The following is a 26,167-nucleotide window of genomic DNA, read 5'->3' on the forward strand; positions in this document are numbered from 1 at the left end:
GGTCGGTTATGTGGCAACAACGTTGTTGGCTTCAAGGCTTAGCTTATCTGGTGATCATTGGTTTGTTGGGAGGCTGCGTCAGTACCAGTGCCAACGAACAACCGCTGGAGATCACCTTTGGCGCATCGATCTCGATTACTGGAAAAACTGCCAAAGAAGGCGAATATGTGCGTGATGGGTATCAATTTTTTGTTGATACCCTAAATGCCCAAGGTGGCATTCTGATTGGCGGCCAACGCTATCAATTGCGTTTACGCTACTACGATGATGAATCGAACCTTGAACGCACAGCTGAGCTGTATGAAAAATTAATCAATCACGATCAAGTTGATTTTTTATTGGGGCCATATGGCTCGGATGCTACCAGCGTTGCCGTGGCGATCGCCGAAAAATATCATATTCCGCTGGTGTCGGGCCATGGCTCGGCCAGCAGCATTTACGCCAATAACTATCACTATATCTTCAGCGTGCAAACCCCCGCTCGTCATTACTTAAATGGCGTTATTGATGCCTTATTGGCTGCTGACCCAAGCCTCAAAACGCTGGCCCTGTTGAGCGAAACCGATTCGTTTTCGCAGGATGTTGCCCAAGGCGTGCGCGATTATGCCCAACAGCGTGGCTTAAATGTGATCTATCACGGCGATTATCCCAGCGATGCGCGTGATGTCAGCCATCACTTAAACATCATTAAGCAACTTCAGCCCGATATGTTGCTCGGGGCAGGCCATTTGCAAGAGGCGTTGTTAATCGTCAAGCAAGCCAAAAGTCTTGATGTTACGCCTAAGGCAATTGGATTAAGCGTGGGACCGTTATTGCCGCAATTTCGAGCCAATTTACAACATGATGCTGATTATATTCTTGGCCCAACTCAATGGACTCCAGCACTCGACTATCATGGCGATGATGTCTGGCAAACTCCGGCGGCCTTTGCCCAAGCCTTTCGTCAACAATACCCTCAATATAAATCGGTGCCCTATCAGGTTGCTGAGTCAGCAGCCTCATTGATTGTCTTTCAACGGGCCTTTGAGCGGGCAGGAACGATTGATCGCTTAGCGGTGCGCGATACGATTAAAGGCTTAAAGCTTGCTACTTTCTTCGGGCCGATTCAATTTGACGAGCAGGGCGTGAACAGCGCTAAACCCATGGCGGTTGAACAATTGTATCCCGATGGTCAAAAATATACGGTGTTTCCTCAAGCTGTGGCTGAACAATCACTGTTGTATCCAATGCCCGCCTGGAGTCAACGCTAGATAGCAAAAACTTGATCAAAAAAACCGCCCACTTGCAATGAAGTGAGCGGCAAAACTTGGAAAACCCTTAGCAACTAGTGTTGCCAAAACGTCTCGATCAAGGCTTGTTCGGCTTCAGGATTCCAGACATTGCCCTCGCCGAGTTTGGCGGCAACTTCGGGCAAGTTTTTGTGCAATTCATCAATTCCGGTTAGTGGCAAGCCGCTGAGTTGCGGGAAGATCACGACTTTGCCTGCATAGGTTCCGGCCATCATGGCTTTGACCCCATCAAGCGCGGCTTCGATGCCACCAACCGCCGCCACTGAGCGATTGGGCGAGAGCTCACCTGCCACAGTTTTTTGAATCACGGTGGCTTGATCGATAATTCGCGAGCCAGATGTGCCCGTAAATTGAGCATTTGCTAAGTAGACATTGCTCAAGTTCAATGGCGCAAACGTACCATTGGGCACGCCGGCAAACAACACGAGCATGCCGTTGGGAGCCATCAAAGTTGCTGCATCGCCCATCAAGGGGCCACTGGGCACGCTCACAATTACATCATCAGCACCCAAATCGTCGGTTTCAAGCAGCACCGTGGCATGCAACGAATTTTCAACGGTTGGGTTGATTAACAGCAAGCGTTTACCACGAGCCTCAGCCAAACCACGGAATAAGCGATCTAAGGCGCGTAAGCGATCATCATTCACATCGGTAGCGATAATTGTGCGCGGGCCATTCGGCAATTCAATCGCTCGTTGAACATGCATTTGACCCATCGGACCGCCAGCACCGACAAACACGGCTACGCCATTTGGTTGCAAATCGCAGCGATTGCGCGTCTCGCCATAGGCTGCGCTAATGTCTGAGCTGTTTGTACCAACGTAGGCAATATAATCGTAGTGAATTCGGCCAACATCGATCTCGGACAAACCATCGAGCGCTGTTTGGCCAACCAAATTAAATGTGCCACGGCGGGCAACTAAGCGAGCAGCAGCACTGACTTGGCTAGCTGAGCGTGGATCAAGCATAACCACATCATCAAAACCTTGGTTACTGGTCAAATCATTGCGTAACTCAAGATAGTCATCAACGCTCAAACCATCGCGCACGATAATTTGAGCCTTGCTAGTTTGCTGCAACAGTTCCTGCAATTGTTGCGGCACATCGGTCAAAATAATGCGGGCAGGAGCATCAAAGCCGCTGCTAAAACTGTAGCTGCGTTGATCACCAACTTGCCCAATAATCCATAATGTGCCACCTTCTTTGGGGTTGAGCCGACGACGCTGAGTATACGCACCTTCGACACAGGCCCATGGCTCGGTCAAGGCAGTTTCGGCGTAGCCCATGCCCTCGCCAACTGGCAGTACATAGGCTCCATCATCGGCATTCAACACTTCAGCACCAATCAAGTGGAATTGGGTCAGGCCACCAGGAATCGTATAGCCATAGGCGGTGCTCATGCCATCCTGGTAAATATCGGGCTGAATCGCCAAACGCTGGCCTGGTTGATACTGAGCTTGCAAATCCTTGCCAACTTTGAGCACCGTCAAGGCCGCTTCATGACCCAACCGCGTTGGCTCGGTCGCCAAATCACGATTATACAGCTTGGGATGGCGACCGCCCTGCTGAATCAGTTTTACATCGGAGAAACACATGCCAACTGCATCGACCCGCACCAACAGTTGATCGGCGGCAGGCTCGGTGACGGCAAAGGTTTCTGGTTGGGCATTGCGCCCGATATGTTCGACCCCTGCCCCATACATATTCCAAGCAACCGTGGTTGCCGCAATTGGGGCATCAGGGGATTGATAATCATCAAACGTGGTCATTGGTCGAACGCTCCTTGGCGTACTTCGGCGGCAGTGGCACAGGCCAACGCCCGCCGAGCAGATGTTTGGCACTGAGCAAAATTCAGTGCGCGGATTTGGGCTTTGACGGTTGGAATGGCGGGCACGCTAACGCTGAGTTCATCAACCCCAAGGCCCACCAAAATTGGTACAGCTTGCGGATCAGCGCCCAACTCGCCGCAAACTCCCACCCATTTGCCAGCAGCATGAGCCGCCTCAACCGTCCGCGCAATCAGGCGCAATACCGCTGGATGCAAACCATCAGCTTGGGCCGCCAGCGTCGGATGGGTGCGATCCATGGCTAAGGTGTATTGGGTCAGGTCGTTGGTGCCAATTGAGAAAAAATCAACTTCAGCCGCCAAAATATCGGTCATTAAAGCTGCTGAAGGCACTTCGATCATAATTCCGATTTCAATTGGCGCTAATTGCAATTCATTGCGAATCCGTTCAATTTCAGCTTTGGCAGCGCGTAACTCTCCTGCATCGGCAATCATCGGGAACATAATTCGCAAGCGGCCAAAGCTGGCAGCGCGTAAAATTGCCCGTAATTGAGTTTGCAGCAATTCGGGGTGGGCCAAGCACAAGCGAATGCCGCGCTCGCCCAAAAATGGGTTTTCTTCAGCAGGCAAGGCCAGATAGGGCAGTGGCTTGTCGCCGCCAATATCGAGAGTGCGCACAATCACTGGGGCATCGCCCATGGCTTGAGCAATCTCGCGGTAGGTCACGAACTGCTCATCTTCGGTTGGGGCTTGCGTGCGTTCCAAAAATAAAAATTCGGTACGTAACAGGCCCACCCCATCAGCGCCTAAAGTTGTGGCTTGCTGAGCTTCGCTCAGGCCACCGATGTTGGCAACCACTTCGATATGCTGACCATCAAGGGTTGTGGCTGGCTGATTGGCGCTGCGCATGGCCAATGCTTGATGCTCACGCTCTTGCTGCTGGGCAGTTTTAGCCGCAGCAATGGCTTCAGCCGCTGGGCTAATCAACAAGGTACCAGCCGTACCATCGAGAATAACTTCGGTTCCGGTGGCAAGTTCGAGGACGCTTGGGCCAGCACTAATAACCGCTGGCAAGCCCAAGGCGCGGGCCAAAATCGCGGTATGAGCATTCGGGCCACCCACCGCTGTGCAAAAACCCAGCACTTTGGCTGGATCAAAAGCAGCGGTTTCTGAAGGTGTCAGATCATAAGCCACTACAATCATCGGCTGCTTGACCTTGGCCCAGTGGGCTTCAAGCGTCGAGGCTTCGGCTCCTACCAAGAGGCGCAGCACCCGATCACCCACATCGCGAATATCGCTGGAACGCTCGGCGAGTAAAGCATCGTCAAGTTGGGCAATCGCGTTGGCCTGTTGATTGATCACATTCTGCCAAGCAACCTCGGCTCCTTGACCAGCAGCAATGGCCGAATGAACCGCATCGAGCAAAGCGGGATCAGCCAAAATATCGCGGTGAACATCAAAAATTGCGGCTTCGCTGGCATCAGCCCGTAGCAATACTTGTTCGCGTAGCGCCACCAATTGCTGCTGGGCCGTGGTCAAGGCCGCTTGCAAACGCTGAAGTTCGTTATCCACTCCGCTAAATCGGTGGGTAATTTCGATCCGCGCACGTTCGTAGCGCAAAATTGTGCCAACTGCAATGCCAGGTGCGCCCGCAATCCCTTGGATGGTCGCCCCAGCTTTGAGTGGCTCGGCACGGGTTGGCGCAGGCGGCGGATCGGCCACGGCGACGTTGGTTTCAAGCTTGGCATGGCCATTGAGATTGGCATGGCCATTGCGAGCCGCAGCCAAAGCATCGTTAACGCTATTGGCGGCAGGTGTGCCATGACCTTCGCCCAAGCCTTCGTGGACGGCAGTTACGATCGCTTCGGCAGCGGCGGTTTCATCTTCGCCGTTAATCTCGATTTGGATCGCCTGACCACAGACTACACCGAGGGTCAACAACGCGATCATGCTTTTAGCGTTGACCCGTTTGCTGCCAGCACGAATCGAAATCGTCGATTTGAATTGTTTTGCAAGGTCAACCAAGACTCGGGCAGGCCGCGCATGCAGGCCTGCCGAGTTATGAATCACCAGATCAAGCTCCTGCATGATGCCTTTCCTCGTCGTAGGCTTCTTCCTCACGCACTCGCCCTAATTGCTCAAGAATCTGTAAAGGATCGCTGGTTTGAGCCAATTGCTGCACAATTGCTTCATCTTCGATCACTTCGGCCAAATTTGCTAACACACCCACATGCTCATCGGCGTTGGCGGCAATTCCAATTACCAAATAGGCCAATTCGCCTGGCTCCCACTCAACGCCAGCGGGAAACTGCACCACAGCAATGCCAGTGCGAATCACATCGGCCATATTTTCGTGCTGACCATGGGGAATCGCGACCCCATTGCCTAGATAGGTTGAGATCACTTGTTCGCGCTTCAACATCCCATCAACATAGTTGGCAGCAACACAACCGCTGGAAACTAACAACGCTCCAGCTTGCTGAATCGCCTCTTGTTTGCTAGCAGCGCTGGCTCCTAGCCGAATGGTTTCGCTCGATAAGATTGCCATTTTAGGCCTCCACAAGATCAGTGCCATCCTGCAAGCTTTGAACAACTTGATCAAACACAGGATCATTGAGGAATTGGGTAAAGGCAATCACGACGGCATTTGGTGCTTGCTTCCGCGCAAAATCAGCCAAGCCTTTGTGCACCAATACTAGTTTGGCATCGGTTGGCAACGAGCGCACCGATTTATGCACCACCGTGATGCTCAAATTGGCTTGTTTGAGTTTCTTTTTGAGCGCCGTAACACCCATAAAACTTGAACCAATGCCTGCTTCACAGGCAAACACAATCGTTGTAACATCGGCAGCGGCAATTGATTGAGCCATGACAAACCTCCTTCAGTTGGGTCAAAATCTATTAGTGCGCGGTTGCGGCTGTGCCCGTCATTTCTGAACTGGTTTGCTCATCTTCGACTGCTTCTGTGCCAGGGAAGAGTTTGAGCAACATCGAGCCAACCACAAACGAGCCGACAATCCCGACGAAAACACCGCCCAAGACCGCAAAGTGACCGCCACGTGGAATAACTGCCAAGTAGGCAAAGATCGAGCCAGGTGATGGTGTAGCAACCAAACCTGCATCAAAAATTACAAACCACAGGTCGGCTAAGATCCCGCCAGCCCACATTGCCACAATCATCACAGGGCGAGCCAAAATGTAGGGGAAATAGATTTCGTGAATCCCACCGAGGAAGTGAATTACCGCAGCACCTGGGGCTGATTCTTTGAGGTTGCCTTTGCCAGCAAACCAGAAGGCCAAGAGCAAGCCTAAGCCTGGGCCGGGGTTACTTTCGAGCAAAAAGTGAATCGCTTTGCCACTTTCGCCAACTTCAGCCACACCTAAGGGGCCAAGAATCCCGTGGTTGATGGCGTTATTGAGGAAGAGCACTTTAGCTGGTTCAATAATAATATCGGCCAAAGGCAACAAACGCCAGTCAATCAAGAATTGAACGCCAGCACCCAAACCATCGCTCAAGCCTTCGACGACTGGGCCAATCGCCACATTCGCCAACAGCACCAAGCCCATCACGAGGAAGCCAGCCGAGAAGTTATTGACCAACATTTCAAAGCCAGTTGGCACGCGATCTTCGAGGAACTCGTCGATTTTCTTCATCAGGTAGCCGCCAAGTGGCCCCATGACCATGGCTCCGATAAACATTGGAATATCGGCCCCGACAATCACACCCATGGTTGCGGCGGCCCCAACCACCCCGCCACGGGTATCGTGAATCATCTTACCGCCAGTATAGCCAATCAAGGTTGGCAACAGGTAGGTAATCATTGGGCCAACCAGCTTGGCAAAGGTTTCGTTGGGAATCCAACCAGTTGGGATGAACAGAGCGGTGATTAAGCCCCAAGCGATGAACGCACCGATATTGGGAACAACCATTGCAGCCAAGAAGCTGCCGAAGCGCTGAATATGCTGTCGCATGATGGGCGTTTCTCCTTTGAAGTCATTGTTAATCGTCGTTGATTGCCCCGTGGATTCAGAATGGTGGTTCGTCAGCTAACGCCCGGGTTGTTATCTGCGCAACAGTCAGCCACGGTATCGCACACACCGCTAAGCAGAGGTTCGCCGTGGTGTTTTGGCAGTGCCCTACACCAGCCCGACGATCCTGTCGTAGGTTGTCAATCGAGGGAGATAGCTCCGGATGGACAGAGGTTTCGATGTGTTTGTGTACTATTAACGGTACAGGCGTTTTAGGCCATTGTCAAGCCATAAAACCCATTTTATTGATCTGTTTTTTGGTTGCGCTATTACGACAAAATGCGATGATTTAGCAAGCTAAACCATCCACTGGGTCAGCGCCGCAATATCTTCTGGGTGCAACATCGGATGCACTTGGATCACATCGATTGGTACGCTGGCCAGTGCTAAGGGCGCAGTCGTAATTACCAAGTCGGCATTGGCCAAACGTTCTGCCGAAAGCTCACGCATCGAGAGTACTTCAAAAATACCTAGTTTGGGAAACCGTGCTTTGAGCCGCGCCACCAAAAGTTGAGTTGTGGCCATCCCGCTTGGGCAAACCACCAGAATATTGCGAGTTTGCACAGGCCGTGCCCGCACTACCGCCGCTCGCAGCAACAAAATCAATTCATCCCGCGCATCAATCGGCAAAGCCACACCAATCGTTGCTAGCAGCTTACGATCAATTAAATCGGCTACCCGCCGCTCAGTTGCATAACGTTCGCTCTGGGTTTCACTGGATTGATGGGTTGGAACCCACAGACCAAAGCGCTGGCGATTGCAGGCTGGCGGAATTAAGGCGGCCAAACCATCGCGCAAAAGCTGATCGTTGGCAAGCTCGGCTACATCGTAGCTGGTGGCAATCACATCAATCAACCCATTGATCAAACGAACGGTTACGTGATCGGTCTCATGCTGATTGGGCCATGGCCGTTCGCGGGCAGCACACACCAATTGCAAAGCGACACCAGCAATTTCGGCAAGATTGATCGTGGCACTGGCTTGCAAACCATAATGTTGCTCAAATTGCTTAGCAACTGGCCAAATCAACTGCTGTTCAAGCCAATGTAACGTTTCAGGATGCCAATGCAGATACTGTTGGGCGTTAATACGTTGCTGTTGCAACGCCAAGGCCAAAGCCAACAAACTAATCGCCTGATCGCTAAACCGCGCATTCAAGGCAGCTTCGGCCCAAATCACCTGCTGTTGAGCTTTAGGCAGATCAAGTTCCTGCAAAAAGCTATTAACCCGTTGAATGATCGGCAGCAGGGCTGCATCTTGTTGCAACACAAAATCAAAGCCAAGGCCTGCTTGGACGCTAATAATTGGCAAACTAAAGGGCACATCGCCCCATAACAACGCGGCTAAAGCTTGGCGTTTCGCCAACTCAGCGCCCTCGATCCAGCAACCGCGATGTTGCCGCCGCACCACTTGCAAGCCAAAACTGGCCAGCCAAATCTCCATTACATCGAGATCTTTGAGCACCGTCGTGCGAGCAACTGCGAGATCTTGTTGGAGTTGGTTGAGGGTCAAGGGTTCGGGGGTAATCAACAGCACTAAGGCCAAAAGCTGACCACGTTGTTCGGGCGTGAGAATTAATTGAAATTTAGCATGGGATTCTAATTCAGCGTAGAGCCGTTCACGTTGCTGGGCCGAGCAGATCAGCTGAATGCCAACCCCAGGCACTTGGCGCAAACTGGCATGGCGACGAGCCAGCCATAGCTTAATACTCCGTAAACTATAGGAAACTTGACGTGGTGTGAGATGGAGAGACTGACCGAGCGCCGCAGCCCCAATCGGAGTCTCAGTGGTAAGCAACAGATACAACAGATCACGTTGAGCAGTCGTCAGCGACAGCATACGTTTACCCCATAGTTGTGGAGCGAAATAGGTTCCCTACAATCAGAGAGTTAATGTATGCTAGCTGCGTTTTAGCCCATTGTCAAGCGCTAAATCATGTTTTATTAATACATTTTTTATTACTTTAATTAATACAAAAGTGGATGATTTGACTTAACCAGTTTGAAATTAAAATCCTCATTCGTGTCATTTGTAGCCCCAAAAAACCTGCGCGTTCTGCGGGTCTTGCGTGGTTAAACCTAGTCCCTGAACCCTAGTTGCTCAATATTGCTTGTAATACTTTAGCAGGTTGCGTGTAGTTTAAGTGCGTCAGATAAGTGAGGCCAACGATGATTCAAATTCAACAACCAACACGTGAAGCAAGCACTCAGCAGATTGATTTTGCTGAACTCTATGCCCAACAGTATGCACCAATCTATCGCTATATTGCTTACCGCGTGCGCGATCCTGCTTGTGCCGACGATTTGGTAGCCCATACATTTGAGCGAGCCATGAGCCGCAGCGAAACCTATCGCGCCGACCGTGGCAGCCTTGGAGCATGGATTTTTGGGATTGCCCGCCATTGTGTTGATAGCCATTTTCAACGCCAACGACGACAACGCTGGCTCTCATTAGATTTTATTCGTGAACATGCTGCTGATAATGCCGACCCAATTGCTGACACTCTGCGCAGCGAGACCAATCAACAGCTTTATCAGGCACTGCATAAACTCAAAGCTCATGAGCGCGATGTGATTGCCCTGAAATTTGGAGCAGGTTTGAACAATCGCCAAATTGCCGAAATTACTGGCCATAGCGAAAGCAATGTTGGGGTACTGCTCTACCGCAGCCTGCAACGGCTCCGTCAATGGCTCCCAAATAGAGGATACGAACAATGATCGAGCAACAAATCCAGCAATTTAATGCTGATGTTGACCACTTGCTTGAAACTGGTCAACTACCATCGTCCGCCGATCCGAATCATCAAGCCTTACTGCATCTGGCCCAACAGTTGGAACAATTGCGTTTGCAGCCGAGCAGCATCCAACAGGCAGCTACTGCCCAACGGATTCAACAATTCGGCACTCGCAAACAACATTCTGGAGGTTTTATGTTGAAATCGAACATGCGCATGGCCTTAGCCGTTGTTATGGCCTTAGTTGTCGCAACCGTTGCTGTACCACCATTGCGCAGCTATGCTAGCCAAATTTTGCGCCAAATTGGCTGGTTGAGCGTGACCAACGAGCCAACCAAAGCTGAACAGTTGCTCACCGCAACCGAGGTACCACCAATCCCAGATCAACCAACCGTAACACCACCAGTGCTCAGCGATGCCAGCCCATTCAATCCAACCTATCTACCAGCAGGTTACGTTGCCAAACCAAGCTACAGCGGTCGCTACTATGCCAACGACAGCACGCCTGATTCGATCTATATCTCGGTGCGGAGCATTGAAGAAGGCAGCACCCTTGGGGTTGGGGCAGCTAGCACCACACCAATCACGCTGCGCAATACCCAAGGCTTGTATATCGAACAAGCACCGTTATATATCAAAGCTAAAGAAGGCAAGATGTATCAAGAAGATCTTGAAACCATCGCGGTTAACTTGGTCTTGTGGGAAGAAAACGGCCAAATTATCATCGTTGAAAGCTACGTGCTCGATCAAACAACCCTCATCCAAATTGCCGAAGGCTTAGAAGTCAACGAATAACCCGAGAGGTCACGATTCAGGGGCTAGTTTTTAACCCAGAGGCGCAGATCAGAAGTCAGGGGCTAGGGGCCAGTAATTAACGCAGAGATTGCAAAAAATATGGGATGAAGTATTGTTAGCTGCATGCCAAGGCATATGGGCCTAGAAGAATAATCATCCAAATCTGTGCCAATCTGTGGTTAAACATCGACACTTTGTGATTAAACTGGCTCCTAGCCCCTGACGGCTAATCCCTTCCTAATAGCCTCGTGCCAATAGCCTATAGCCAAGTTTAGCTCGGGCCACAAAAGTTAACACAACGCTGCTAATTATGATCTTGCAATGCAACAATCGCTGCCGTACCATACGTCATAGCAACGTCAGCAATCAAGGCTCCCTTATTATTATTACAACATCAATCGGAATGTGCATTGCCGAAAGGATCGGGCTATGGAATGTTTTGAGTGTGGTGAAACAGTTAATCCCAATTTACGCTATTGTTTGCATTGTGGGGTCTCGCTTGAGGCTATGTATGCAGCACCACCAACCATGCCCGCCGATAAATTGCCACCCTTACCATTATTTATGCAAACAGCACCGCAGTCAGTAACCGTCGCAGCAGCGCGGGTGCAACCCATCAGCCAACCCGAAATGAATTATCAATTGCCAGTGATTGAGCAATTACGCGCCAATATCAAAGACCCCAACTTTTTGATGCAAGTGATTTATTTTTTGGTGATCGGCTTTTGGAGCAGCCAAATGTGGTTGGTCGCAACCTGGGTTTGCGCCTTGCTCGGCTTGAATATTACCCAACCAATGCTTAATTATTTGCCGACGATCACATTTTTGAGCCTGCCCCATACCGATGGTCTCGTGACCAGCCTGCGCAAAGAGCTACCACGCGGCCTCTGCTTGCTGTATGGCATTTGCGTTGGCTGGTATCTGAGCATGCTTTGGATGCAGGTTATCTGGCTAGCCACGGTTAGCGTTGTTGGCTTGCCTTTAGCGCAAAAAATGGGCCGCTTATTGCCCAGCGTGATGTGGCTCAAACCGCTGCCCAAGCTAGATTAAACGATTCGATCGCCAGATTGTGTTAACCACCTCTAGCACACTTCGCTCACGGGGAAAGCTAATTTGCTCAAGTGCATCGGGCAACAAAAACCATTGGGCATCGTCGATTTCTGAAAGCTGTGGCTTGAGACAGCCGCCGGTACAGCGAAACAGAAAAAATTCGACCCATTTATGCACAAAATGGCTCTCAACCCGAAACCAATATTGAATTGCCGAAAGCGAGCAAACGATTTCGCCGCGTAAGCCAGTTTCTTCGTTGATTTCACGGCGGGCTGCTTGGGCAAAGGTTTCGCGGCCTTCACGATGGCCTTTTGGCAAACCCCAGCGTGTACTGTTATGGGTCGCAATCAGCACCACCTCAGGCACTTCATCCATCCAGCGATAGCAAACACCACCGGCTGAATAAGCAATACGACTTTTGCGAATCTGGCTCATTCATGCCTCCATCAGGTATCAAGATGCGAGCCGACCTAGGGCCGCCCGCATCTGGCGTTCAGCAAGATTAACGATGCTGAACAAGTATTCGATTTTGCTTGCTTCATCATATCATGAGACTGAGTGATCTTCGGCAAGCAAGCTCAAATTCTACTTGATACCCTAGCGATTTAGCGGGCTGAACGCCGTTTGAAGAAATAGGCCAAGCCTGCCAATGCCAACGCTGCTAAGGCACTCTTTTTATGTTTAACCATGCTATTACTCCTTTATTAATTGATAATCCTAAACAGCAACTAAGCAGGATATATGCCATGTTTTTGTTACAATGGTAAGCAGTCTATGTTACTGGAGAACAACCATGGCCCGTGATCGTTTGTTAGCTGGTGGCGCGATTTGGACGCTCGACCCAACTGTGGGTGTGGCTGAAGCAATCGCGTTGCGCGATGGCAAGGTTTTGGCGGTTGGCAGCAATGCCGAGGTTCGGGCAGCCATCAGCGCCGATTATGATTTTATTGATTTAGCCGGGCACAGCGTCATTCCTGGCATTTGCGATGCCCATATTCACTTGCTCTGGAGCGCGTTGCTAGCCGATCAGATTGATCTGCAAGCGGTGGCTTCGTTCGAGCAGGCATTAGAAATTATTCGCCGTCACGCTGAACGCTTGCCTGCCGATGCTTGGGTGCTTGGCTCAGGCTGGGATCATAGTTTGTGGCAGCGTGATTGGCCCACCGCCAGCGAGCTTGATCAGGTCACTGGTGGTCGCCCAGCCTTTATTACCCGCAAAGATTTGCACTCGGCTTGGGTTAATAACGCTGCCCTTCAACGCGCCAATATCAGCAAATTCAGCAACGACCCCGATGGTGGGAGCATTGGCCGCGATAGCGCAGGCGAACCCAACGGCATGTTGTTTGAAAATGGTCAATTAGCGGTCAAAGCTTGTATTCCCGAGCCAAGCGCTGCGCAAAAAGAGGCCAGCATTCAAACCTTCATCAAACACATGCATCGACGTGGCATCACCAGTTTGCACGTGCCCGAAGGCCCAGATTGCTTTGCGGCGGTGCAGGCGCTCTACGGGCGGGGCGCACTCGAAATGCGCATTTTGCACCATTTACGCATGGATTTGCTTGATCATGCAGTGGCGATGGGTCTCAAATCGGGCTTGGGCGACACATGGCTGCGCTTTGGTAATTTGAAAATATTTAGCGATGGCTCGCTTGGCTCGGCTACTGCGCATATGCTTACGCCATTTGATAATCTACCAGCCAATGCCCCGCATCCCTATGGCATTCCGATGTTGGATCGCGAAGATCTATTTGCGACAATCGATCGCGCAATCGCCAATGATATTAGTGTGATTGTGCATGCCATCGGCGATGCAGCCAATCGCACAGTGCTCGATGCAATTGAAGCGGCGATCAAGGCCAATCCTGAAACCCTGCAACCAAGCCTTGGTACTGGCCCCGTTGCAGCGCGAATTCCCAACCGCATCGAACATGCCCAAGTTTTGCATTCTGATGATATTCGGCGCTTCGGCCAGCTTGGAGTGATTGCCTCGATGCAGCCAATTCATGCCACCAGCGATATTACCTTGGCTGATCGGCTGTGGGGCCAGCGTTCGCAATATGCCTATGCGTGGCGTAGTTTGCAGGCCAGCGGCGCGATTTTGGCCTTTGGTTCCGATGCGCCAGTTGAATCGTGGGACCCATGGGCTGGGTTGCAAGCAGCGGTCACCCGTCAACGCCCCGATGCCACTCCAGCAGGTGGTTGGTATCCCGAACAATGCTTGAGTTTGAATGAAGCGCTGTGGGCCTACACGGTTGGCCCAGCAATTACCTCGGGCGAACAAGCCATCAAAGGCAGTTTGAGCGTCGGCAAGGTCGCCGATTTGGTAATTCTCGATCAAGATTTAGCCCAAGTTGCCAACGATCAATTAGCCAAAGTCCAGGTTGTCCAAACGATGATTGAGGGACAGACGGTATGCGAAGGTTAATGATGATCATTAGTTTAGGATTGAGTTTGGTTGCCTGTACTGAGCAGCAGACTGCTCCAGCAAGTAATCAAGTAACAACAGCACCAACTATAATCCAAGCCAGCCCAAGCCCTCAAGTTGCGGTGGCACCCTTGGAGCCAACCAGCACGCCCACTACAACCGAGCCAGTTTCGTTGACCTTCACCACCTATCGCGATCCACGTGGAGTATTTGCGATCGATGTGCCCAGCAATTGGCGCACCGAATCGCTGAAAAATGGCATTGGAATCAGCAGTTTTGCCTATAATGCGAGTGTTGTGGTGACAATTTCGTTTAGTTGGCAGGCCGAACAACTTGATTCAACCAAAGCGGCGGAGATTGTCGAAATGGTTAAATCGCAGACCTTCGCCACCTATCTAACCCGCGATGTGCAATTGAATAGTGCTAGCGAAGGCGCGACCTACCGCCTCGAAGGCACGGCAAGTTTGAATGCCCAGCCGATGTATGTACGCTTTGAACTCAGCCAAACCACAGGCGGCAGCATCATGTTGCAATCGTGGCTTGTGCCCCAAGATTTATGGCCCGATGTCGAAACGACGTTTTACACTCCAATGCAAGCCAGCCTCAGCATCGATGATGAAGCGGCAGCGGCATTGGCTCAGGAATAAGGGATCGGCATGAGCAAAATCTGGACTATTGCCCGCCATGAATATTTAACCCATCTACGCCGTCGGGGCTTTTTGATTTCAACCTTTGGCATGCCGCTGATCTTAGTTGGCCTGTTTGTGGTTGTCGTAATCGTGTTGCTGCTCTCATCGCAGGTCAAAGCGATTGGCTATGTTGATCAAAGTGGCTTAACCAACGGCTTGCAGCCCGAAATTGCTTGGAATAGTAATTTGGGCACTGTTCAAATTCGTCAATATGCCAGCTTAGATGCGGCGAAAGCTGCCTTACAAGCTGAAACGATTGATGCGGCATTTGTTGTGCCCGCCGATTTTCTCAGCAACGCGACGATTGAAGGCTACGCACTTGAGGCCTTGCCGCAACTTGCCGAAAGCCAATTTGGCGGGTTTTTACGGGCAGTTTTGGCCGCGCAGTTGCTCGATGAACCAGATGTGGTGTTTCAGCCAATTCGCAAGCTTGATAGCATTGTGCTTGATGCACCGCCCGAAGAGGCTCGCCGTTCGGGGTTATCGATTGCTGTACCAATTTTCTTTGGCATTTTGCTGCTTGGCTCGACCTTCGGCAGTGGCTCGTACTTGATGATGGCCTTGATCGAAGAAAAAGAGCAGCGGATTATGGAGATTTTGGCTAGCTCGCTCTCAACCTACCAAATTATGACTGGCAAAATTTTAGGTTTGGGCGCGTTGGCCTTGACTCAGCTGAGCATCTGGGCCAGCGGTGGCTTAGTATTATTGGGATTTGCAGCAGCTCAATTTGATTTAATCGGCGAGCAAGGCATCAGCATTGGGGTGATTGTGCTGGGGTTTATGCTGTTTTTTCCCAGTTACTTTATTATTGCAGCCACGCTCAGCGCCATCGGTGCAGCCGTAACCAGCGCCCAACAAGGCCAGCAACTGACAGGGATTGTAACCCTGTTGTGTACCATGCCGCTCTGGTTTATCGCGGTTTTGAGCAATAATCCCAATGGCGCATTGGCGATTAGCTTTAATATATTTCCGTATACCGCCCCCGTGACCTTGCTGCAACGAGTGATGAGCGGCAGCGTGCCAGTCTGGCAGCAAACCGCTACGGTGGTTTGGCTGTGGCTTGCCGCAGGTTTAATCACCCGTTTTGCAGGGCGGATTGTCCGAATTGGCTTGTTGCGTTATCGCCAAAGTTTGCGTTTACGCGATTTGTTGCAGCTTGGCAAACTTTAAAGCGTAGCGGCCAGTTGCAAAGCTGCATACGGTGTTGGGGCGGTGCTCACCATGCTCAAATCGATGCGTTGACGCACCAAGGTTGTAGCCAAATCAGGGCTAATGCCACTTAAAATCACTGAACTGCCCAATAAACGAATTGCGCTGGCAAGGCGCAGCAATTGTTGGGCAGTTTGGGCATTAACATCGCTGAGGCTGGTAATATCCAAAATAATCGCATTGGCACGGCGCTGATTCACCGCCGCCAAAATTCGATCAGTCAATTGAGCTGCTCGTTGATCATCAACATAACCAATGATTGGCGCTAGCAGCACTTGCTCGGCAACTTCAACAATCGGCGTTTCCAAGGCGGCGACGGTTGCCAACAAACGTTGTTGCTCCTCGGATTGCGTCTGCAAACTGCTGGCGCGGTCTTCGGCCTCTTGGGCATAGCGTTGAGCCATGCCGCGCTCAGTTTGAGCCAAATCAAGTGCTTCGGTATTGGCGCGTTGAGTTTGCTCCAAAATCAAACGCCCCAACCACAAACAGCCAGCAATAAAGGCATAACAAATCGCATAATCTACTTTAAGATAGGGCGTATCGCCATCAGCCCGCAACCATGTCACCACAATTGCCACCAAAGCCGTGATGATCGTGGTGCGTGAATCAGTGACCACAAAGGCCACCGCCATCGGAGCCAACAACACTGGCGAGAAGTAAATATCTTTGGCGGGATCGATGAGCAATAACACGGTGATTGCAGTTGCCACCACCACGCTGGCAACTGGCACCCAACGCCAATTACGCCACGCCCCATAAGCCAAACCTAGCGTCAAAATTGGCAAGATACCAAGGCCAACTAAAACTTCAGCTGCACCATCATTGAATGCTAAGAAGAGTAAGCCCAAAATGCTCATAACCGATTCAAAAAGCAACAAGCTTAACAAGGCGAAACGTTGACTCAGACGCATGATGGCGGTTCCTTTATCGTGTGCAGGGCGATGCCTTGTCTATTCTAACAGGAATGTAAGCGTTCTCAGGGTGATTTTTCGACCCCCGCAAGGTGAACATTGCTATACCTGTAGGTTAGGATAGGCTGTAAGCCAAATATCTGCCCCAACTTGTTCACTCGCGCTCAATTGCCAAAGCTGAGCTTCGCTCATACGGGCGATGCCAACTCCGCCAACTGGACTTGGTGCAACCCCACCAATAATTTTGGGGGCAATTACCACTTGAACTTTTTGCACCGCTTGGGCCGCCAAAAATGCCGCAATCGTTTCGCCCCCACCCTCAACCATTAACGAACTAATCCCTCGTTGACCAAGCTCGTTCAACAACGCTGGGATGGAAACCCGACCCTCAAGATTACTCGGCAACTCAAGAATTTCAGCATTGTTGAGGCTTGCTCGCCATTCAGCACTAGCTGCGGCAGTTGTGGCAATAATCGTTGAGCCAGGCACAGCTTGCGCCAACATCGCCGCGCTAGCAGGCATGCGCCCACGCGCATCGAGCACCACGCGCACGGGGTGTTGGACTGGTCGCCAATGCTGCTCAAGCCGCGTGGTCAATAATGGATCGTCGGCCAGCACGGTATTGATGCCTACCAAAATCGCATCTGTTTGGTTGCGCAGTTCATGCACTTTTTGGCGTGAAGCTGCCCCGCTAATCCAACGGGCATCACCGGTGCGAGTAGCAATTTTCCCATCAAGGCTCATGGCATATTTGACCGTCACAAACGGCTGTTTGGTGACAATCCAATGGCGAAAAGCCTCGGTTTGGCCAATTGCCGCAGTTTCAAATTCAGGTGCAAAGCTCACCCGAATGCCTGCCGCTTGCAACACTGTCGCTGCATCGTACTCGAAGCGCGGGTTGGGATCACGGGAAGCAATGATCACCTCGGCAATTCCTGCGGCGATAATCGCATCGGTGCAAGGCGGGGTGCGCCCCCAAATCGTACAAGGCTCTAGCGTGACATATAAGCTTGCGCCACGAGCTTGTGCGCCAGCCTCACGCAAGGCCATCACTTCGGCATGGGCTTGGCCTACTGGCTGAGTATGGCCGCGCCCAACAATTTGACCAGCCTGCACAACCACTGCCCCCACCGCCGGATTTGGGCTGGTCCGACCAAGCGCGAGCGCGGCTTGCTCAAGTGCTGACTGCATATATTTCGCATTCATCGATATGCTCATTTCAATTAGCAATTCAGCCGTATAATACAGGCGGTCTGGTGATTGTGCCAAACAGCCTGCATGAGACCGATTTCAAACATTGCACTCATTCATGTCAAAGGAGACCATATGACCACTGTTGAGCAGCATTTTCCTGCTGATTTTATTTGGGGCACAGCCACCTCATCGTACCAAATTGAAGGCGCGGTGCATGAAGATGGCCGTGGCGAATCAATTTGGGATCGATTTAGCCATACGCCAGGCAAGACCAAATTTGGCCAAACTGGCGATATTGCCTGCGATCACTATCATCGTTACCCTGAAGATTTAGATTTGATGCGTGAGCTTGGCTTGGGCAGCTATCGTTTTTCGCTTGCATGGCCACGGCTTTTTCCCGAAGGCAAGGGCAAAATCAACCAAGCTGGGCTAGATTTTTACAAACGGATTATCGAGGGCTTGCATCAGCGCCATCTTACGCCGATGGCTACGCTCTATCACTGGGATTTGCCCCAAGCCTTGCAAGACAAGGGCGGCTGGATGAATCGCGATACAGCCTTGCGCTTTGCTGAATATGCCGAGGCCATGTATCGCCAATTAGGCGAGAGTGTGCCATTTTGGATCACCCATAACGAGCCTTGGGTTGCAGCTTTTGTTGGGCATTTCCAAGGTCGCCACGCTCCAGGCATCAAAGATTTGCCAAGCGCGGTTAAGGCCTCGCACCATCTACTCTACTCGCATGGCTTGGCAACCCAATTGTTCCGCGAGAGCAAATTGGCGGGCCAAATTGGCATCACGCTAAATTTAACCCCAGCCTACCCAACCCATGATACACCCGACGATCAGGCGGCAGCATGGCGCAACGATGGCTATGGCAATCGCTGGTTTCTCGACCCAATTTTCCGTGGCAGCTATCCCGCTGATACGGTTGAGTGGTTCCAACAACACCATCAAATTGAAATGGATTATGTGCAAACTGGCGATTTAGCAGTAATTCAACAACCGATTGATTTCTTAGGCATCAACTATTATTTCCCGAATCGGATTTCGGCTGCTGACGAAAGCAAATTTTTGGCCTGCATCAACAGCCCAGCAATTGGCGAAACTAGTTTTCGCGGCTGGGAAGTTGTGCCAGCGGCGTTTGCCGATTTATTGAAGCGGGTGCAACGCGATTATGGCAATACGCCAATTTATATCACCGAAAATGGCAGTGCCTTCGCCGACCTCAAACGCGCCGCAGATGGTTCGGTCAATGATGGTGATCGCATGAGCTATTTGCACACCCATTTGGAAGCAGTGGCTGATGCGATTGCGGCTGGTGTGCCAGTCAAAGGCTACTATGCTTGGTCGATGCTCGATAACTATGAGTGGGCCGAAGGCTACGACGAGCGCTTTGGGATTATCGAAGTCGATTTTGCCACCCAAAAGCGCACACCCAAACGCACCGCCCGTTGGTATCAGCAAATCGTGGCGAATAATGGCTTGCCAAGCTTGCCCGCTGATGTGCAAGCGCTAGCCGAACGCTACCGTAATTGCCCAATTGGCCCACAAGATTAAGCATGTGCTAGATTATCATGCCCTCACCCCAACCCCTCTCCCACTGCGGCGGGCGCGGGGCGTTCCAATCTTCATGATCGGATGATTTCCCCTCGCTCGCTTTGCGGGAGAGGGGGCTAGGGGGTAAGGGCATGGCAATACGCAAAATCAGCCATATTTGGGCAAACACCGCAACGATATTGGTTGGTAGCAAGGCTAAAATGACTAAAATATCTATATTGCTAGCTAGCCTATTTGCTGCTATATTAGAATAACCTTTAGTTAGCATATACTTCGGGGATTCTTCAAAAAACACCACTCGTTGCACGAATCAAACTAGGTTGCTTGGGCTAATGCAGCGCATGGTGTTTGGTAAATCAGCCATGAATTCTACTTCGTCCATGGTCTGATGGATAGGAAACACTATGCGAGCACGTGTTCGTCGTCGAGTTACGTGGATCATAACACTCTCTGCATTGCTGCCATTGCTTAGTGTTTGGGTATTAGTCTTATTTATCAGTTATCGTGCCGAGGAGCAATCGGCTGAACGGCAACAAGTGGCCTTAACTGATTTGGCCGCCGAAGATTTCCGGCGATTTTTATTCAATACCACAATTGAATTGCAAGATGTTGCCGAGAATATTGCCCGCGAAACCGATCCGCAAACAATTACAGCTCAACAACTATCAACCTTGGGGCTATTTCGTTCAAGTTTTGCCGAGGTAGCGATTTATAGCGCCGATGGTCAGCGCCAAGCTGCTAGCTCACGGTTTGGCGACCCAACCTTACCAATGTCATTAACCGGCGCACAATTATTGGCAGATCTTAGCACGCGCCGCGTTTCATTCGCCGACCCACCCTCATTTACGGGCACAATTTCGCGCAAATTAGCGCCGCAGGAAATTCCCCGTTTTCGGGTTGCCACCCAACTACTTAGCTCGAACAATCAAGCGCTCTTTTTGGTAGCCGATGTTAGCATGCAACGAATTTGGACGAGTACCACGCGGATTGAAACTGCCGCTGAAATGCGTGTATTAATTCTGACCGAGCAAGGCGATCTGATTAGCGCTGCCAAAATTGAATCGTTGCTAGAACACCCTGAGATGCGTGGGATACCACTGCTCGGCGCTGAAGCAACTGTGGCAACTTATAAAAGTGTGTTTGGTGAAGAAGTGTTGGGCGTGCGCACCTCAATCGAGCCAGTCGATTGGATTTTAGTGGTTGAACGACCACTAGAAGTCATTTATGGCAATGTTGGCCGCTTAGCCGTCAGTTTGCTGATGATTATTTTTATTGCAACCCCGATTGTGATTGGCGTTGGTTGGTATGTTGGTCGGCGGATCGCTGGCCCAATTCAAACCTTGTATGCAGGCGTAACCCGATTTAGCGAAAACCCCAATAATTTCGAGCCAGTGTTGCTTGATACTCGCGATGAACTGGCAAGCCTTGCTGGAGCGTTCAATACCATGGCCAGTGGCCTAAATGCCTCACAAAAACGTTTGGCCAACCTCAACGAAGAGCTTGAAGCCCAAGTTGTTGGTCGTACCAGTGAATTACACAGTGCCTTGGCCGAAGTTCAAGCTCAAAATTTAGCGCAAGAACACTTGCTTGATACGGTGCGCCGCCTGAGCATGCCCAGTATTCCGATCACCAAACATATGGTGGTGATGCCGTTGGTCGGCGAATTTAGCGCTGATCGTGCTAACGATATTAGCACTACCTTGCTACTGACGATTGAGCAAGAACGTGCCAAAATTGTAATTTTGGATATTACTGGAGTTCCAGTGGTTGATAATATCGTGGCGCGGGCGATTCTTGATGCGGCTCAGGCTGCCCGTTTGTTGGGTGCACAAGTCATTTTGGCAGGCATTCGCCCCGATATGGCCGAAACCTTGGTCAATTTGCACATTAATTTGGGTATGATCGAAAGTGCTGCAACGTTGGAACAAGCCTTCAAACGAGGTATGGAATATTTGCGTGTAAATCGACTTTCCTAAAAACCACAAGCGGCTCAATTGAGCCGCTTGTAGAAGAGAAAGAGTGTGTGTGAGGAGGAAGGATTTGTTCGTAGTATCCAATCAGTAACTTACGAGTATACTAACGATCATGAGCTTAGTTAGTCCTATTGTTTGGTTAGGCCGAGAATCACTAAGAGCAACAGAGATTAAAACTACGAAGAGCACTAAGAACGCGAAAGTTCTTTTTGCCATAAGTTACACCAACTATCCTTGTATCTACGTTAAATTCTGGCCCCTGACAACTAGCCCCTGAACTCTGCTTCCTCTGTTCTATGCTCGATGCTCGTTGTGCTGTTTCCCTTCCCACTCTGAGCGCAACATACCCATTTGAATCACATCGACATATTCGCCATTGTTATAAAAATGTTGGCGCAACCGCCCTTCGTGGATAAAACCACATTTTTCGTAGGCCGCAACCGCGCGTGGGTTATTGCTGCCAGTCGTCAGCCAAATTCGGCGATAATTTTGAATGCGGAAAGCCCAGCTTAATAACACTTGAATTGCATCACTGCCATAACCTTTGCCAACATAATCGGGATGATAAATACCAATCCCAAATTCGCTGCATTGGGCAACCCGATCTTGATGATGCAACCCAATTGTGCCAATCACCACACCTTCAACTTCAATGATAAACCACGACTTTTCAGGATGCTCAAGGTGTTTCTCGAAGCGCTTTTCGATGCTGGCCAACGGCGTTGGCGACCAGGTACCATCACCAAGCAACACCAATTCAACATTTTTTTCAAGTTCATGCAAGGTTTTGCTATCTTCACGCTCGATTGATCGCAGAGTAACTAATTTGCCCGTTAACACGCTAATCGCTCCTTATCAAACTGAATCTAGCGCTAGTATAGCCCCGATTATTGAGCAACTCATCCATCAGAAGGTTGATTAAACGCTCAGCTGCACTAGTAAATAAATGAGAATCATAAATAAATTTTAATAAATCTCTTGACTTTAGCACTTGCTCTATGCTAGATTCGTTACTAAGTTCATTGGAATAACTTTCCAGCAACTTGGAGGAATTTTAGATGTCTGAACAATCACGCTCTTTTTTTGGTTCGCGTTTAATTCAACGAGTTATTTTGATTTTGGCGATCTGCGCGGTGATTGTGCCGTTATTCGCCAGCAAATCATCATATGCTGTTGCCACGCCACGCCGCCCATTTCCCCAACATACCCAATATGCCAGCGGCACGATCAAGCCCAACCATCGCAGCCAAACCCAACTTGATAGCGATGTTAAGGCGTTTTATGATGTTTGGAAAAGCCGTTATGTGGTTCGAGCTGGCACGAGCAGCACTGGCAACCCCTACTATCGGATTAGTTTTGGTAGTAGCGCACCCAACGTAACGGTTTCCGAAGGCCAAGGCTATGGCATGGTCATTATGGCCTTGATGGCGGGCTATGATCCCGAAGCCCAAACAATTTTTGATGGTTTATGGGAGTTTTCGCGCACTAATCCCAGCAATATCGATTCGCGCCTGATGGGCTGGCGCATTCCCAGCGATGGTTCGGGCAATGATAGTGCTTTTGATGGCGATGCTGATATTGCCTATGGCCTGATTTTAGCTGATGCTCAATGGGGTAGTAGCGGGAGAATCAATTATGCCAGCGCTGCCAATACGGTTTTGGCCGGAGTTTTAGCATCAACGATTGGCCCAAACAGCCGCTTGCCAATGTTGGGCGATTGGGTTTCGCCGAATGGCAGCCCACATAGCCAATACACGCCACGGCCCTCAGATTTCATGCCCAGCCATTTCCGCGATTATCGCGCCTTTACTGGCAATGCCACTTGGGATACCGTGCTGAGCAAAACGCAGGGCGTGGTTGAAAGTATTCAAGCCCAATATAGCCCCAATACTGGTTTGATGCCCGATTTTGTGGTGCAAGCCAACACAACGCCCAAACCATCGCCTGCCAACTTTTTGGAAAGCGAAAACGATGGCAATTATTATTACAATTCAGGCCGCGTGCCATGGCGCTTGGGAGCCGATGCCGTGATTTTCGGCGATGCAGCTTCATTACGTCAAGCTCAAAAAATCTCACGCTGGATTGAGCAAGCTACAGGTGGCACGGCTACCAATATTCGCGCTGGCTATACCTTGAATGGCACAGCTTTACCCGATAGTGGCTATTTCAGCACCTTCTTTGCAGCACCATTTGGGGTTGCGGCCATGACCGTACCAACCAGCCAACAATGGCTCAATCGGGTCTACGATGCGGTTCGCGGCAATCATCAAGATTATTTCGAAGATACCGTGACCTTGCAATGTTTGCTCTTGATGTCGGGCAATTATTGGTCGCCAAGTCGTAGCAACACCAGCCCAACCGCAACTCCGCGGCCAGCCACTGCAACTCCAACGGCAACCCCACGGCCTGCGACGGCGACTACGCAACCAGCCACTGCAACCCCACGGCCAGCCACTGCAACCCCACGGCCTGCGACGGCGACACCGATTGGTATTCCGGCTTGGGATGGCAATATGCGAGCCTATAAAGTGGGCGATCGGGTCAACTATAACGGGCGAATTTATCGCTGTTTACAAGCCCATACTTCGTTAGCGACTTGGACTCCTGAGGCAGTCCCCGCCTTGTGGCAGGCTGAATGATAGTGTAAAGGCTTGTTGGCTGAATTCTGAATGGGACACTAATCCAGTGGCGCTTGGGCGGTAAAGACCAAAGAACTATAAAACCACGTACTGCCACTACCTCAGCAGTACGTGGGAGCGACGATACATCAGCACAACGCTCCCACGGTGAGGATCTGATCATTGACCGTTCGTCAATACGTGTCGCAATCGATAGCGTGGATTGTTAGAAGAAGGTTGGACCTGTATTGGGTGTTCCGACACAGTTATTACCAGTCCATACGTTTCGTTCGGTATACCACGGTGAGGTTGGACCAACATTAAAATCATCAGCACAGCCATGCGTTGATCCAAGGACATTATTGTATTGGAACGTGTTTAGTCGAGGAGCCCAATAGGGTTGGGTCTCATCATTACCAATTGCAAGAATACCATACCAGCCTTGCACCACATTACCCGTGATAACATTTCCGATGGTCACAAAGTTATTGGTATCATTGACCTGACAGAGCCAAATACCCGCTGAATGGCCGCCCGAAGGGCCTCCAATACATTGCGAATGAGCGGTATTCTGCGGAACGGTATCATTGGTGGCAGCATGTGTGATTGTGTTGTTCTCAATATGCCAATAACTAGCCCCAAAGAGTGAAACAGCCGCCCAATGCTGATTACCTGAGACGGTGTTGTTACGGAATGTGCCACCCCATGTGCCATTGATATCAAGCGCAGGCCCACCGTTATCACGAATAACGTTATTTTCAATCAGCGGCGCGTAATTATAGTCGGGATACCCATTTGTCCGCTGGGAATAGATAGCACCGCCAGGAATACCTGTTTCCGTACAGTTTGAGCCATTATAGGCAATAAGGCTGTTGCGAATGGTTACGCCAGGGCCACCGATATCGGCACCATCACAGTGTGCATTGAGAATAGCGACGTTATCAACTGTATACTTGTCACCACTGACCCCATTTGTACTGATATTGGCGGCATCAATGGTAAAGCCGATGGCGGTACCGCCAGCAGCGATCTCGACCAGTGGTTCTCGCCACGAGTACCATGGTTCTTGCCAAGGCGTGGTAGCTCGCACGATGGTGGTGCTGCGTTGCCCAGTTTGGCCGCGTATGGTGTGATTGGTAGGGATCTTGAGTAAGGTGGTGCGTAGATACGTGCCAGGAACGAGTTCAACACATGCGTAGGTGTTGACGATCGTCTGCAGATCGCCGATTCCATTCCACACGTGGCACGAAGGTGTTTGGGCAGTTGCGGCTGGCATTACCAAAGGCACCATACTTAGGAGGCAGGTCGCTAGGACACCGCCAAGTTTTTTTAAGAACATAAAAACTCCATTAAACAAGGATCTTCAAGCGATTCCAACAACATATATTCCAACAGGCTGCATCCTATCAAGTCATCGATAACTCCGTTCTCTCACGAAATATGATCGTCGTACATAGACATACACGGTTGTAAGTGCTGAAATTGCCATTCGCGTGTAAGCCACAATACAACGAATTTTCGCCATTCTGATGAAGTTTAGCGAATGTATTATCAGAAAGAGGGTTGCATGAGGGGATGGATCACACTCGTTATGCCTCAGAATTGCCCAATGGGTACGTTCATCCAAGATACAAGGTTGCAACCAGCCAGCCAAACGGCATGCCGACCTGGGATGGCAATATGCGAGCCTATAAAGTGGGCGATCGGGTCAACTATAACGGGCGAATTTATCGCTGTTTACAAGCCCATACTTCGTTAGCGACTTGGACTCCTGAGGCAGTCCCCGCCTTGTGGCAGGCTGAATAATGTTCCCTCACCTCAACCCCTCTCCCACTGCGGCGGGCGCGGGGCTTTTGGTGTGGAGGTTCCCTCTCGCCTCACGTGCAGGCGAGAGGGGCTAGGGGCTGA

20 protein-coding genes and 1 pseudogene are annotated in these 26,167 nt (G+C 50.7%); 11 read left to right on the top strand and 10 right to left on the bottom strand.

Going from position 1 to position 26,167, the window contains the following annotated elements; all coding sequences use genetic code 11:
* Window positions 1-8 precede the first annotated feature (8 nt).
* The gene (locus ABEB26_RS10130; RefSeq protein ID WP_345721868.1) at window positions 9-1,250 is read left to right on the top strand and encodes an amino acid ABC transporter substrate-binding protein; all 1,242 of its coding nucleotides are present in this window, start codon (window positions 9-11) and stop codon (window positions 1,248-1,250) included.
* A 74-nt stretch (window positions 1,251-1,324) separates the two neighbouring features.
* On the opposite strand, the gene ABEB26_RS10135 is transcribed toward ABEB26_RS10130, so the two are convergent.
* The 5 genes and pseudogenes from ABEB26_RS10135 to ABEB26_RS10155 form a co-directional block, all read right to left on the bottom strand.
* Window positions 1,325-3,058, bottom strand: coding sequence for an alcohol dehydrogenase catalytic domain-containing protein (locus ABEB26_RS10135; RefSeq protein WP_345721869.1), 1,734 nt, complete (start codon window positions 3,056-3,058; stop codon window positions 1,325-1,327).
* Window positions 3,055-5,163 carry a phosphoenolpyruvate--protein phosphotransferase gene (ptsP, locus tag ABEB26_RS10140; RefSeq protein WP_345721870.1) on the bottom strand — a complete coding sequence of 703 codons (2,109 nt, stop codon included), beginning with the start codon at window positions 5,161-5,163 and terminating at the stop codon, window positions 3,055-3,057. Before ptsP ends, ABEB26_RS10135 begins: the two co-directional genes overlap by 4 nt.
* A complete protein-coding gene (locus ABEB26_RS10145) occupies window positions 5,150-5,623 on the bottom strand; it encodes a PTS mannitol transporter subunit IIA (protein ID WP_345721872.1) in 474 nt (157 codons plus the stop codon). Before ABEB26_RS10145 ends, ptsP begins: the two co-directional genes overlap by 14 nt.
* A gap of 1 nt (window position 5,624) precedes the next feature.
* Window positions 5,625-7,047 (bottom strand): annotated as a pseudogene (locus tag ABEB26_RS10150) (PTS mannitol transporter subunit IIBC).
* Window positions 7,048-7,401: 354 nt separating this feature from the next.
* Window positions 7,402-8,943, bottom strand: coding sequence for a BglG family transcription antiterminator (locus ABEB26_RS10155; protein WP_345721873.1), 1,542 nt, complete (start codon window positions 8,941-8,943; stop codon window positions 7,402-7,404).
* Between the two features lie 329 nt (window positions 8,944-9,272).
* Here ABEB26_RS10155 and ABEB26_RS10160 point away from each other — a divergent pair, with 329 nt between their 5' ends.
* From ABEB26_RS10160 to ABEB26_RS10170, 3 genes are all read left to right on the top strand, one after another.
* Window positions 9,273-9,821 (top strand): sigma-70 family RNA polymerase sigma factor, encoded by a 549-nt coding sequence (locus tag ABEB26_RS10160; protein ID WP_345721874.1) that lies wholly within the window; start codon window positions 9,273-9,275, stop codon window positions 9,819-9,821.
* A complete protein-coding gene (locus ABEB26_RS10165; RefSeq protein ID WP_345721875.1) occupies window positions 9,818-10,633 on the top strand; it encodes a hypothetical protein in 816 nt (271 codons plus the stop codon). Before ABEB26_RS10160 ends, ABEB26_RS10165 begins: the two co-directional genes overlap by 4 nt.
* A 429-nt stretch (window positions 10,634-11,062) precedes the next feature.
* A complete protein-coding gene (locus ABEB26_RS10170) occupies window positions 11,063-11,683 on the top strand; it encodes a hypothetical protein (protein WP_345721876.1) in 621 nt (206 codons plus the stop codon).
* Here ABEB26_RS10170 and ABEB26_RS10175 read toward each other — a convergent pair.
* Window positions 11,675-12,118 carry an NUDIX hydrolase gene (locus ABEB26_RS10175; protein ID WP_012189971.1) on the bottom strand — a complete coding sequence of 148 codons (444 nt, stop codon included), beginning with the start codon at window positions 12,116-12,118 and terminating at the stop codon, window positions 11,675-11,677. The genes ABEB26_RS10170 and ABEB26_RS10175 overlap by 9 nt on opposite strands.
* A gap of 358 nt (window positions 12,119-12,476) precedes the next feature.
* Between ABEB26_RS10175 and ABEB26_RS10180 the strand changes: the two genes are divergently transcribed.
* The 3 genes from ABEB26_RS10180 to ABEB26_RS10190 are packed head-to-tail and all read left to right on the top strand — an operon-like array spanning window position 12,477 to window position 15,967.
* Complete coding sequence (locus ABEB26_RS10180; protein ID WP_345721877.1) at window positions 12,477-14,108, top strand: amidohydrolase; 1,632 nt, start codon at window positions 12,477-12,479, stop codon at window positions 14,106-14,108.
* Entirely contained in the window at window positions 14,096-14,755 is a 660-nt protein-coding gene (locus tag ABEB26_RS10185; protein WP_345721878.1) for a hypothetical protein, read from the top strand. The genes ABEB26_RS10180 and ABEB26_RS10185 overlap by 13 nt, the downstream gene beginning before the upstream one ends.
* Before the next feature lie 9 nt (window positions 14,756-14,764).
* Window positions 14,765-15,967 carry an ABC transporter permease gene (locus ABEB26_RS10190; protein ID WP_345721879.1) on the top strand — a complete coding sequence of 401 codons (1,203 nt, stop codon included), beginning with the start codon at window positions 14,765-14,767 and terminating at the stop codon, window positions 15,965-15,967.
* Here ABEB26_RS10190 and ABEB26_RS10195 read toward each other — a convergent pair.
* Together ABEB26_RS10195 and ribD are read right to left on the bottom strand one after the other, a co-directional pair.
* Complete coding sequence (locus tag ABEB26_RS10195) at window positions 15,964-16,917, bottom strand: STAS domain-containing protein (RefSeq protein ID WP_345721881.1); 954 nt, start codon at window positions 16,915-16,917, stop codon at window positions 15,964-15,966. The genes ABEB26_RS10190 and ABEB26_RS10195 overlap by 4 nt on opposite strands.
* A 102-nt stretch (window positions 16,918-17,019) precedes the next feature.
* Window positions 17,020-18,123 carry a bifunctional diaminohydroxyphosphoribosylaminopyrimidine deaminase/5-amino-6-(5-phosphoribosylamino)uracil reductase RibD gene (ribD, locus tag ABEB26_RS10200; RefSeq protein ID WP_345721882.1) on the bottom strand — a complete coding sequence of 368 codons (1,104 nt, stop codon included), beginning with the start codon at window positions 18,121-18,123 and terminating at the stop codon, window positions 17,020-17,022.
* Window positions 18,124-18,243: 120 nt separating this feature from the next.
* Between ribD and ABEB26_RS10205 the strand changes: the two genes are divergently transcribed.
* Both ABEB26_RS10205 and ABEB26_RS10210 read left to right on the top strand, forming a co-directional pair.
* Window positions 18,244-19,668, top strand: a complete 1,425-nt coding sequence (locus ABEB26_RS10205) for a GH1 family beta-glucosidase (protein ID WP_345721883.1) — start codon at window positions 18,244-18,246, stop codon at window positions 19,666-19,668.
* A 404-nt stretch (window positions 19,669-20,072) separates the two neighbouring features.
* Window positions 20,073-21,644 carry an STAS domain-containing protein gene (locus ABEB26_RS10210; protein ID WP_345721884.1) on the top strand — a complete coding sequence of 524 codons (1,572 nt, stop codon included), beginning with the start codon at window positions 20,073-20,075 and terminating at the stop codon, window positions 21,642-21,644.
* 291 nt (window positions 21,645-21,935) lie between these two features.
* Here the strand turns inward: ABEB26_RS10210 and ABEB26_RS10215 are convergent, their stop codons facing one another.
* A complete protein-coding gene (locus ABEB26_RS10215; protein WP_345721885.1) occupies window positions 21,936-22,481 on the bottom strand; it encodes a GNAT family N-acetyltransferase in 546 nt (181 codons plus the stop codon).
* Between the two features lie 218 nt (window positions 22,482-22,699).
* Between ABEB26_RS10215 and ABEB26_RS10220 the strand changes: the two genes are divergently transcribed.
* The gene (locus ABEB26_RS10220; protein WP_345721886.1) at window positions 22,700-24,280 is read left to right on the top strand and encodes a glycosyl hydrolase family 8; all 1,581 of its coding nucleotides are present in this window, start codon (window positions 22,700-22,702) and stop codon (window positions 24,278-24,280) included.
* Window positions 24,281-24,485: 205 nt separating this feature from the next.
* Here ABEB26_RS10220 and ABEB26_RS10225 read toward each other — a convergent pair whose 3' ends face one another.
* Window positions 24,486-25,598, bottom strand: a complete 1,113-nt coding sequence (locus ABEB26_RS10225) for a right-handed parallel beta-helix repeat-containing protein (RefSeq protein ID WP_345721887.1) — start codon at window positions 25,596-25,598, stop codon at window positions 24,486-24,488.
* Between the two features lie 236 nt (window positions 25,599-25,834).
* Between ABEB26_RS10225 and ABEB26_RS10230 the strand changes: the two genes are divergently transcribed.
* Window positions 25,835-26,065 (top strand): carbohydrate-binding protein, encoded by a 231-nt coding sequence (locus tag ABEB26_RS10230; RefSeq protein WP_345721889.1) that lies wholly within the window; start codon window positions 25,835-25,837, stop codon window positions 26,063-26,065.
* Window positions 26,066-26,167 lie beyond the last annotated feature (102 nt).

Origin of the sequence: Herpetosiphon gulosus, from assembly GCF_039545135.1 — a bacterium.
GTDB lineage: Bacteria > Chloroflexota > Chloroflexia > Chloroflexales > Herpetosiphonaceae > Herpetosiphon > Herpetosiphon gulosus.